The sequence below is a fragment of the Micromonospora sp. ATA51 genome (assembly GCF_016802855.1).
GTDB classification, from domain to species: domain Bacteria; phylum Actinomycetota; class Actinomycetes; order Mycobacteriales; family Micromonosporaceae; genus Micromonospora; species Micromonospora sicca.
In genome coordinates, this window is sequence record NZ_JAEVHJ010000253.1 from 1 (window position 1) to 9,986 (window position 9,986).

The 9,986-nt window shown below is 71.5% G+C and carries 7 protein-coding genes and 4 pseudogenes; 8 read left to right on the forward strand and 3 right to left on the reverse strand.

Going from position 1 to position 9,986, the window contains the following annotated elements; all coding sequences use genetic code 11:
* Nucleotides 1-341: Scr1 family TA system antitoxin-like transcriptional regulator (locus tag JNW87_RS28500; RefSeq protein ID WP_238454714.1), on the forward strand; the 341-nt coding region annotated here is incomplete at its 5' end.
* Nucleotides 332-514: a DUF397 domain-containing protein gene (locus tag JNW87_RS28505; RefSeq protein ID WP_109801605.1), complete on the forward strand. Its 183-nt coding sequence runs from the start codon at nt 332-334 to the stop codon at nt 512-514. The genes JNW87_RS28500 and JNW87_RS28505, both read left to right, overlap by 10 nt.
* Nucleotides 515-559: 45 nt before the next feature.
* On the opposite strand, the gene JNW87_RS28510 is transcribed toward JNW87_RS28505, so the two are convergent.
* The gene (locus JNW87_RS28510; RefSeq protein WP_109801604.1) at nt 560-1,306 is read right to left on the reverse strand and encodes an SDR family oxidoreductase; all 747 of its coding nucleotides are present in this window, start codon (nt 1,304-1,306) and stop codon (nt 560-562) included.
* 83 nt (nt 1,307-1,389) lie between these two features.
* On the opposite strand from JNW87_RS28510, the gene JNW87_RS28515 reads away from it, so the two are divergent.
* The 3 genes and pseudogenes from JNW87_RS28515 to cobA form a co-directional block, all read left to right on the forward strand.
* A complete protein-coding gene (locus tag JNW87_RS28515; RefSeq protein ID WP_236647727.1) occupies nt 1,390-1,998 on the forward strand; it encodes a TetR/AcrR family transcriptional regulator in 609 nt (202 codons plus the stop codon).
* Between the two features lie 71 nt (nt 1,999-2,069).
* Nucleotides 2,070-2,342 (forward strand): annotated as a pseudogene (locus tag JNW87_RS28520) (proline--tRNA ligase); the annotation flags it as partial.
* 12 nt (nt 2,343-2,354) lie between these two features.
* Nucleotides 2,355-3,025, forward strand: a pseudogene (cobA, locus tag JNW87_RS28525) (uroporphyrinogen-III C-methyltransferase); the annotation flags it as partial.
* 222 nt (nt 3,026-3,247) lie between these two features.
* Here cobA and otsB read toward each other — a convergent pair.
* Together otsB and JNW87_RS28535 are read right to left on the reverse strand one after the other, a co-directional pair.
* Nucleotides 3,248-5,809 (reverse strand): trehalose-phosphatase, encoded by a 2,562-nt coding sequence (gene otsB / locus JNW87_RS28530; RefSeq protein ID WP_109800922.1) that lies wholly within the window; start codon nt 5,807-5,809, stop codon nt 3,248-3,250.
* Nucleotides 5,810-5,844: 35 nt separating this feature from the next.
* Nucleotides 5,845-7,244, reverse strand: a pseudogene (locus tag JNW87_RS28535) (trehalose-6-phosphate synthase).
* Nucleotides 7,245-7,561: 317 nt separating this feature from the next.
* Between JNW87_RS28535 and ettA the strand changes: the two are divergent.
* From ettA to JNW87_RS28550, 3 genes and pseudogenes are all read left to right on the forward strand, one after another.
* On the forward strand, nt 7,562-9,238 hold the full coding sequence (ettA, locus tag JNW87_RS28540) for an energy-dependent translational throttle protein EttA (protein ID WP_109800914.1): 1,677 nt from the start codon (nt 7,562-7,564) through the stop codon (nt 9,236-9,238).
* Complete coding sequence (locus JNW87_RS28545) at nt 9,231-9,677, forward strand: thioesterase family protein (RefSeq protein WP_109800913.1); 447 nt, start codon at nt 9,231-9,233, stop codon at nt 9,675-9,677. Before ettA ends, JNW87_RS28545 begins: the two co-directional genes overlap by 8 nt.
* Nucleotides 9,674-9,986 (forward strand): annotated as a pseudogene (locus tag JNW87_RS28550) (hypothetical protein); the annotation flags it as partial. The gene JNW87_RS28545 and the pseudogene JNW87_RS28550, both read left to right, overlap by 4 nt.

Genomic DNA, 9,986 nt, shown 5'->3' on the forward strand with positions numbered 1-9,986 from the left:
TGGATGAACTCGTCCTCAGGCGGGCTGACGAGAGCTTCCGAGGGCTCATGAGCCAGCAGATCGCGCACCTGATCGAGTGCGTCGAACGCTCGAAAGTCAGCGTGCACATCGTCCCTGCCGAGGTCAGCCTGCACGTCGGACTCGCGGGACCGTTCAGTCTTGCGCGGGGCTCGGATGGCGGATGGGTTGGCTACCTGGAGAACCAGCTCGGCGGCGCGGTGATCGACAAGGAGGACGATCTGGCAGTCCTTCTGTCCAGGTGGGAGAGTGTCCGAAGCGAGGCACTACCTCGCGGACGGTCGGTCGACCTGATGAAGGAAGTGATGACGTCATGGAGCTGATCGGCGCGATCTGGCGCAAGTCCACCCGCAGCGCTCAGAGCGAGTGCGTCGAGGTGGCCGACAACCTGCCTGGCGTCGTCGGCGTCCGCGACAGCAAGGACCCGACCGGCCCGGCCCTCACCTTCGCCCCCCATACCTGGCGCACCTTCATCGAGAACGCCAAGCGCCGCTGAGCCTCGGGGCGAGCGTGGTGATGTCCGCGGTGCGGCCTCGCCGGGTCAGACGATCCCGCCGTTGACCCGGATGACCTGGCCGTTGATCCAGCGGGCGGGTCCGGCCAGGAACGCCACCACGGTGGCGACATCGTCCGTGGTGCCCAGGCGCTCCAGCGGCGGCTGCGCGGCCATCCGGGCGATGGTCTCCTCGTCCTTGCCCTCGAGGAACAGGTCGGTGGCGGTGGGCCCGGGGGCGACAGCGTTGACGGTGATGTCCCGGCCGCGCAACTCCCGGGCCAGGACCCTGGTGAGCCCCTCGACGGCGCCCTTGCTGGCGATGTAGGCCGCGTAGGTGGGCAGGGCCAGTCCGAGCACGGAGGTGGAGAGGTTGATGATCGCCCCACCGGCGCGCAGCCGGCGGGCGGCCTGCTGGTCGACGACGAACGTGCCGCGCACGTTGACGCGCTGCATCCGGTCGAACGCGTCGAGGTCGAAGTCGGCCAAGGGGGCGAGGATCATGATGCCGGCGCTGTTCACCACCACGTCGACGCCACCGAACGTCTGCTCGGCGATTTCGAACATGGCGGCGACGGCGGTCTCGTCGGCGACGTCGGCCCGTACCGCGACCGCCCTGCCACCGGCGGTGGTGATGTCGGAGACGACCCGGTCGGCCTCGGCGGCGCTGCCGGCGTAGCCGACCACGACCGCGAACCCGTCGGCGGCGAGGCGTCGGGCGCTCTCGGCACCGATGCCTCGGGAACCGCCGGTGACGATCGCGACCCGGTCGGTGTGGGTGGTTGGCGTGGTCATGGGATCCTCCTGCCATCGCTGTCGTGTACGCTGTGTCCATATAATCAAGACGAAGACACGGTGTCCATATAAGGAGACGGCTGGTGTCCGAAGCCACACCAGGTGCCGCGGCAACGCCCCGACGCGGCCGGGGCCGCCGCCCCGCCGACCAGGTCCGCGCCGAGATCCTCACCGCCGCCGGAAACCTGCTGCTGGCGCAGGGCATGGCGGGCTTCACCATCGAGAAGGTGGCCGCCGAGGCCGGTGCCAGCCGCATGACGATCTACAAATGGTGGCCCTCCAGAGGCGCCCTCGCCCTCGACGGCTACTTCACCGTCGTCGGCCCGGCCCTCGCCTTCCCCGACACCGGCGACATAATCGTCGACCTGACCGACCAGCTCACCGCATTCGTCCGCCTCATGCGGGACACCCCCGCCGGGCGCGTGATCAGCCAACTCATCGCGCAGGCCCAGACCGACCCGGACCTGGCCACCGCGTACCGCGAGCGCTACTCCGGGCCCCGCCGCGCCCTCGCCGTCGAGGCCCTCACCAGAGCCGTGGCCCGCGGACAGCTACGTGCCGACATCGACCCTGAGTCCGTCGTCGACCAACTCTGGGGCGCCTGCTACCACCGCCTCCTCCTGCCCGACCAGCCCTTGACCGAGGACTTCGCCCGCACCCTGATCGACAACCTCATCCGCGGACTGCGCTGACCACCGGTGCACGGCCACGCACCCGACGAATTGGATCGCCCCTCCCATCGCGCCCGCCGTACGCTGCGGCAATGCTGCTGCGCATGTCGACCCTGCTGCTCCGGACCCTGCGCGAGGACCCGGCGGACGCAGAGGTGCCGAGCCACCGACTGCTGATCCGCGCCGGCTACGTCCGCCGGGCCGCGCCGGGCGGCTACACCTGGCTGCCGCTGGGCAAGCTGGTGCTGGACCGGATCACCGAGATCGTCCGCTCGGAGATGACCGCGATCGGTGACCAGGAGGTGCACTTCCCGGCACTGCTGCCGGCGGAGCCGTACCGGACCAGCGGGCGGTGGGCGGAGTACTGATCACCGTGGAAGGGGTGGCGGCTGCTCACCGAGGCGGACGTGGTGGTCGCCGACCGTCTCGTGCCCGGGCTGCTCCTCGACGAGCTGCGCCCCGACGTCGAGCTGGTGGACGCCTCCAAGATCCCCTACGGCCGTCCCGGGCCCAGGAGGAGATCAACCGGATCCTGGTCGACCGGGCCCTGGCCGGAAAGGCCGTGGTCCGGCTGAAGGGCGGCGACCCGTACGTCTTCGGCCGCGGCGGCGAGGAGCTGCTGGCCTGCGCCAAGGCGGGCGTGCCGGTGACGGTGGTGCCGGGGGTGACCAGCGCGATCGCCGTGCCGGCGGTGGCCGGCGTCCCGGTCACCCACCGGGCGGTGGCGCACGAGTTCACCGTGGTCTCCGGGCACGTCGCGCCGGATTCGCCGGCCTCGCTGGTCCGCTGGGAGTCCCTCGCCGGGCTGCGCGGCACCCTGGTGATCCTGATGGGCCTCAAGAACCTGGCCGCCATCAGCGCGACGCTTGTCGCGCACGGCCGCCCGGCGGAGACCCCGGCCGCGGTGGTGCAGGAGGGGACCACCGGCGGTCAGCGGCTGCTGCGGTCGACGCTCGGCGCGGTGGCACAGGACGTCGTCGCCGCCGGACTGCGGCCGCCGGCCGTGGTGGTCGTCGGCGACGTGGTCGACGCCCTGACGTCCGGCTGATCCGCTACCCGCCGGCGGGTGCCCGCCGCCGCCCGCCGCCCGTCCCCGGACCGGTTGGCTCACGCCCTTTGCTCTGCTGCAGCCCACGCAACACGCAGGTGCCCTCAGTGTTGCCTCCGCTGCAGCAGAGCAAAGGCGGCGCCGCGGTCACTGTGGCCCGTCGGGGCGCGACGGACAGCACGACGCGGCGGACCGGGGTCCGCCGCCGTCGTCACCGTCCGGTCACTGCTTGAGCATGTTGTCCAGCAGCAGGGCGCAGCGGATCAGGCCGAGGTGGCTGTACGCCTGCGGGTGGTTGCCCAGGCCACGCTCGGCGAGCGGGTCGTACTGCTCGGGGAGCAGCCCGGTCGGGCCCGCGGTGTCGACCATCAGGGTGAACAGCTCTTCCGCGTCGGTGCGCCGACCGGTGCGCAGGTACGCCTCGATCAGCCACGCCGTGCAGATGTGGAAGCCGCCCTCCCGGCCGGGCAGGCCGTCGTCCCAGTGGTACCGGTAGACGACCGGCCCGCTGCGCAGGTCCGCCTCGATCTTCAGCACGGTCGACAGGAAGCGCGGGTCGTCGCCGGGGAGCAGCCCGGACAGGCCGATCCAGAGCGACGAGGCGTCCATCTCGTCGTGCCCGTACGCGACGCTGTACGCCTCGGCCTCGTCGTGCCAGCCGTACTCCAGCACGTTCGAGCCGATCCGGTCGCGCAGCTCCACCCACTCCGGCCGGTCCTCGTGACCGTGCTGCCGCACCACGTGCAGCGCCCGGTCGACGGTCATCCAGCACATCACCTTGGAGAAGATGTGGTGCCGTGGCGGGAGGCGGGCCTCCCAGATGCCGTGGTCGGGCTCGTGCCAGCGGCGGCGGACCGCCTCGACCATGTTCTCCAGCACCCGCCACTCGTCGTCGCGGACCGAGCCCCGGGCGTCGGCCACCGCGGCGATCAGGTCGGCGACCGGGCCGAAGACGTCGAGCTGGAGCTGGTGGTTGGCCAGGTTGCCGACCCGGACCGGCCGGGAGCCGGCGTACCCGGGCAGGGTGTCGATGACCGCCTCGGCACCCAGCTCGTACCCGTCGACGGTGTAGAGCGGGTGCAGCCGCTCGGGGTGCCCGCCGGTGCGCTCGATCACACCGTCGATCCAGCGCAGCAGCCCCTCGGCCTCCTCGGTCGAGCCGAGGTCGACCAGCGCCCGGGCGGTCAACGCCGCGTCCCGCAGCCAGCAGTAGCGGTAGTCCCAGTTGCGGACCCCGCCCAGTTCCTCGGGCAGCGACGTGGTCGCCGCGGCCAGGATCGAACCGGTCGCCTCGTGGCAGAGCCCGCGGAGGGTGAGCGCGCTGCGGGCGACCAGGTCCCGAGCGGTGCCGGGCAGCCGCAGCCCGGCCACCCAGTCCTTCCAGGGCTGCTCCGCGGCGGCCTGCCGCTCATGGATCGGCACCCGGTGGTGCTCCAGGCTGTGCGTGCCGAAGCGCAGCTCCAGCACCACCTGGCCCCCGGTGGCGGAGAGGTCCACCATCGCCTTCGCGCTCTCGTTCACGCCGTCGCTGGTGACCTCCCACTCCACGCCCGGGGCGTAGAGCGCGACGGGCTCGTTCGAGCCGAGCACGAGCAGGCCGTCGTCGATCGGCTGCAACTGCACCGCCACCTGCCCGAACTCGGGCCGGGGAGCGAAGTCGATCCGGGCCCGGCCGGTGCCGGTGAGCACCCGGACCAGCGTCGAGTCGCCGGTGACGATCGCCGGGCCGTCCGGGGTGGTCTCCGTCGCCGGCAGGTCCAGCCAGTCGGTCACCGTCAGCCCGGACCAGCGGGTCTCCACCGTCATGGTGCCGCTGCGGTAGCGCTGCCCGAGCGGGATGCCGCCGCGCTGCGGGGCGATGCTGAAGTGCCCGGCCGGGCTGCCGCCGACCAGGTCGGCGAAGATCGCCGCCGAGTCCGGCTTGGGGTGGCAGAGCCAGCTCACCTTGGCGTCGGGGGTGAGCAGCGCGACCGTCCGGCCGTTGGCCAGCATCGAGTGCCGCTCGATCGGAACCGCCCGCTCACCGAAGAGCCAGTGCCGCCGGGTCTCCAGCAGCAGGCCCAGCGCCCGGGCCGCCTCGATGGGCTCCGCGACCCGGTAGTCGGCGCGGGTGTCACCCGGGCCGATCTTGATGCCGACGTCCGGCCCGTGCAGGTTGCCGAAGGCGTTCTCGTCGGTGACGTCGTCGCCGATGAACAGCACCGCGCTCGCCGAGAGTTGGGTGCGGAGCTGGTCGACCGCGGTGCCCTTGTGGGTGGCCACCACCGACAGCTCGATGACGTCCTTGCCCTGGGTCACCGTCACCTCGTCCCAGGTGGCGGGGCCGCTGCGGACCGCCTCGATGGCGGCGGCGGCGATCTGCGGGTCGACCCCGCGGGTGTGCACCGCGACGCTGGCGGGCTTGCGCTCCAGCCGCACGCCGGGGTGGTCCGCGGCGACCTGGCGCAGCGCGTCGCGCAGCCGGGTGCGTACGGCGATCAGCTCGGGGGAGAGCCGCTCGACGAAGCCGATGTCGAACTCGGAGCCGTGGCTGCCGATCAGGTGCACCTCGCTGGGCAGCCGGGAGAGCGCGGCGAGGTCGCGCAGCGCGCGGCCGGAGACCACCGCGACGGTGGTCTGCGGCAGCGAGGCCAGCGCGCGGACCGCGGCCACCGACTCCGGCAGCGGTACGGCCTTGGTCGGGTCCTCGACGATCGGCGCCAGGGTGCCGTCGTAGTCGCAGGCGATCAGGAGCTGGGGGACCCGGGCGATCCGGCCGATGGCGGCGCGCAGCTCGGGATCCATCACACCGCCGTGCGGGGTGGCGGGTGCGGGGGCGTTCACGCGGCCTCCGTATCGGGCACGCCGAGTTCGGTCAGGAAGGATTTGGCCCAGTGCCCCACGTCGTGGGTGCGCAGGTGGCGTTGCATCACCCGGATCCGGCGCCGGGCCTCGGGTTTCTCGACGTGCACGGCGCGCAGCAGCGCGTCCTTGACCGCGTCGGGGTCGTGCGGGTTGCAGAGGAAGGCCTGGCGCAGCTCGGTGGCGGCGCCGGCGAATTCACTGAGCACGAGCGCGCCGCCCTGGTCGGCGCGCGATGCGACGTACTCCTTGGCCACCAGATTCATTCCGTCTCGCAGCGGGGTCACCATCATCACGTCTGCCGCGACGTACATCGCGGCCAGTTCGGAGCGACTGTACGACTGATGCAAATAGTGCACCGCCGGCACCCCGACCCGTCCGAATTCGCCATTAATCCGACCAACTTCGCGTTCCACCTTGACGCGAAGTGCCTGGTAGTGCTCCACCCGCTCCCGGCTCGGGGTGGCGACCTGCACCATAACCGCGTCCGGGACTGTCAACTTTCCGTCAGCCAGGAGTTCACGGAAGGCCTTCAGCCGGAGCTCGATGCCCTTGGTGTAGTCGAGCCGGTCGACCCCCAGGATGATCGTCTTCGGGTTGCCCAGCTCCTCGCGGATCTGCTTGGCCCGGGCCTGGATCGCCGGATCCTCGGCCAGCCGCTCCATCTCCCGGGTGTCGATGGAGATCGGGAAGGCGCCGGCCTTCACCTGCCGGCCGTCGACCTGGATCATCTGCCCTTCGTAGCGCAGGCCGAGCAGGTGACGGGCCAGCCGGACGAAGTTCTGCGCGGCCAGCCGCTGCTGGAAGCCGACCAGGTCGGCGCCGAGCAGGCCGCGCAGGATCTCGGTCCGGAACGGCATCTGCATGAACAGCTCGATCGGCGGGAACGGGATGTGCAGGAAGAAGCCGATCTTCAGGTCCGGCCGCAGCTCGCGGAGCATCGCCGGGACCAGTTGCAGCTGGTAGTCCTGCACCCAGACCGTCGCGCCCTCGGCCGCCACGTCCGCCGCGGCCTCCGCGAACCGGGCGTTGACCAGCCGGTACGCCTCGCGCCACCGGCGCTTGTAGGCGGGGGTCTCCACCGCGTCGTGGTAGAGCGGCCAGATTGTCGCGTTGGACTGGCCCTCGTAGTAGCGCTCCAACTCCTCGGCGCTCAGCGGCACCGGGTGCAGCCGGATCCCCTCCAGGTCGAACGGCTCGGGCGCGGCGCCGGTGCCGCCGGCCCAGCGACCCAGGTGCCCTGGTGTTCGGCGAGCACGGGGTGCAGCGCGGTGACCAGCCCACCCGGACTTCGTCGCCACTGCCGTCCCTCGGGTGTGCTCACCTCGTCGACCGGCAGTCGGTTCGCCACTACGACAAAGGAGCTACGGACGGTCACGATCGGCCACCTCCGGGTGCTGACGGGTCCACCGCGATGAGCGTACTGAGCGTAGCTGCGGCCTCTGATGCCCCGTGCCGGAGTTCCCTACCCGTCCCACGCGGGCTCAACCCGGTCCGTGATCTTGTCGACATCGGCTGGACCGGACGGGGCACGGCGTACTCCCCTGGCGGGGTGATGTGGGCGAACTGGGCCGTACCTGTCAGGATTGACGTCGGCGTGCGCGCGGCCGGCCCCCGGCCGGCGGCGGGCGGAGGTCGCAGCCCGCGCCCGCGCCGCCCATCAGCCGACAGCAACCGACGGAGGTAGCCCGCACCGTGGCCCAGTTCATCTACGTCCTGGAAAAGGCGCGCAAGGCGCACGGCGACAAGGTCGTGCTCGACAACGTGACGCTGAACTTCCTGCCGGGGGCCAAGATCGGTGTGGTCGGTCCGAACGGCGCCGGTAAGTCCAGCCTTCTCAAGATCATGGCAGGCTCGGACCAGCCGAGCAACGGCGAGGCCCGGCTCATGCCCGGCTACACCGTCGGCATGCTCGCCCAGGAGCCGCCGCTCAACGACACCAAGACCGTCCTCGGCAACATCGAGGAGGCGGTCGCGGAGACCAAGGCCAAGCTGGAGCGGTTCAACTCCATCGCCGAGCAGATGGCCACCGACTACTCCGACGAGCTGATGGAGGAGATGGGCAAGCTCCAGGAGGAGCTGGACCACGCCGACGCCTGGGACATCGACTCCAAGCTCGAGCTGGCCATGGACGCCCTGCGCTGCCCGCCGCCGGACGCCGACGTCACCCAGCTCTCCGGTGGTGAGCGCCGCCGGGTCGCGCTCTGCAAGCTGCTGCTGGAGGCGCCCGACCTGCTGCTGCTCGACGAGCCCACCAACCACCTGGACGCGGAGAGCGTCTCCTGGCTGGAGCAGCACCTGGCCAAGTACGCCGGCACCGTCATGGCGATCACCCACGACCGGTACTTCCTCGACAACGTGGCCAACTGGATCCTCGAGCTGGACCGCGGCCGCACCTACCCGTACGAGGGCAACTACTCCACCTACCTGGAGAAGAAGGCGGCCCGGCTGTCGGTCGAGGGCCGCCGCGACGCCAAGATGAAGAAGCGGCTCACCGAGGAGCTGGAGTGGGTCCGCTCCAACGCCAAGGCCCGCCAGACCAAGTCCAAGGCCCGGCTCGACCGGTACGAGGAGATGGCCACCGAGGCGGAGAAGACCCGCAAGCTGGACTTCGAGGAGATCCAGATCCCGCCGGGTCCGCGGCTGGGCAGCACGGTCATCGAGGCGCGCGACCTGACCAAGGCCTTCGGCGACCGGGTGCTGATCGACGACCTCAGCTTCTCGCTGCCCCGCAACGGAATCGTCGGCGTGATCGGTCCGAACGGCGTCGGCAAGACGACCCTGTTCAAGACCATCGTCGGGCTGGAGCAGCCCACCGACGGCACGGTCCGGGTCGGCGACACCGTCTCGCTGTCGTACGTCGACCAGAGCCGGGCCGGCCTGGCCGGTGACAAGACGGTCTGGGAGACGGTCTCCGACGGGCTGGACCACCTCATGGTGGGCAAGGTCGAGATGCCGTCGCGGGCGTACATCGCCGCGTTCGGGTTCAAGGGGCCGGACCAGCAGAAGCCGACCAAGGTGCTCTCCGGCGGCGAGCGCAACCGGCTCAACCTGGCGCTGACCCTGAAGATCGGCGGCAACGTCATCCTGCTCGACGAGCCGACCAACGACCTGGACGTGGAGACCCTCTCCAGCCTGGAGAACGCGCTGCTGGAGTTCCCCGGCTGCGCCGTGGTCATCTCCCACGACCGGATGTTCCTGGACCGGGTCGCCACGCACATCCTGGCCTGGGAGGGCGACGACCAGAACCCGGCCAAGTGGTTCTGGTTCGAGGGCAACTTCGACGCGTACGAGAAGAACAAGATCGACCGGCTCGGCGCCGAGGCCGCTCGTCCGCACCGGGTGACCTACCGCAAGCTCACCCGTGACTGACCGGTTCGTCTACCACTGCGCGCTGCGGTGGTCCGACCTCGACGCGTACGGCCACGTCAACAACTCGCGCTTCCTCACGCTGTACGAGGAGGCGCGGGTGGCGTTGATGTTCGCCGGCGGCCGGGCGTGGGGCGTGGGCTCGTTCGCCGACGGGGTGGTCATCCGTCGGCACGAGGTCGACTACCTGCGCCCGGTCGACTACGCGCTCGGCCGGGCCACCGCGGAGGCGGCCCCGAGCGTGCGGATCGAGCTGTGGATCTCCGAGATCCGGGCCGCCTCGTTCACCGTCGCCTACGAGCTGTACGACGGCGACGTGCTGGCCAGCCGGGCCCGCTCGGTGCTCGTCCCGTTCGACCTGGCCGCGCAGCGGCCCCGGCGGATCAGCCCGGAGGAGCGGGCCTTCCTGCTCCGCTACGCGCCCGCGGCGGGAGCCGCATGACGGGGCCGGTCGAGACCGGCGGGCACGGGCTGGAGGGCGTGGCCGACGCGGGCGCCTTCCTGGCCCGGCTGGTCCGGCTGGACCCGGCCACCATGGTCCGGCTCCGCCCGGTGCCCGGCACGGGTCGGACCGCCCTCTGGGCCCGGCTGCGTGGGGTGTGCTCGTGGTCCGCACCGTCGGCGGGGTCGCCCCCGGCGACGTCACCGTCGCGGCGGCCGAGCTGCTGGCCGAGCTGGAGGCCGGCGGCGGGGCGCTGCCGCGCCGCCGGGACGACCAGTGGCGGTGGCCGCTGCCCCCGGCGGCCAGCCG

What these genes read in the sequence shown, in the direction of transcription:
- JNW87_RS28505 (WP_109801605.1), top strand. Translation starts at nt 332, where the DNA reads ATGGAGCTGATCGGCGCGATCTGGCGCAAGTCCACCCGCAGCGCTCAG.
- JNW87_RS28510 (WP_109801604.1), bottom strand. Translation starts at nt 1,306, where the DNA reads ATGACCACGCCAACCACCCACACCGACCGGGTCGCGATCGTCACCGGC.
- otsB (WP_109800922.1), bottom strand. Translation starts at nt 5,809, where the DNA reads ATGGATCCCGAGCTGCGCGCCGCCATCGGCCGGATCGCCCGGGTCCCC.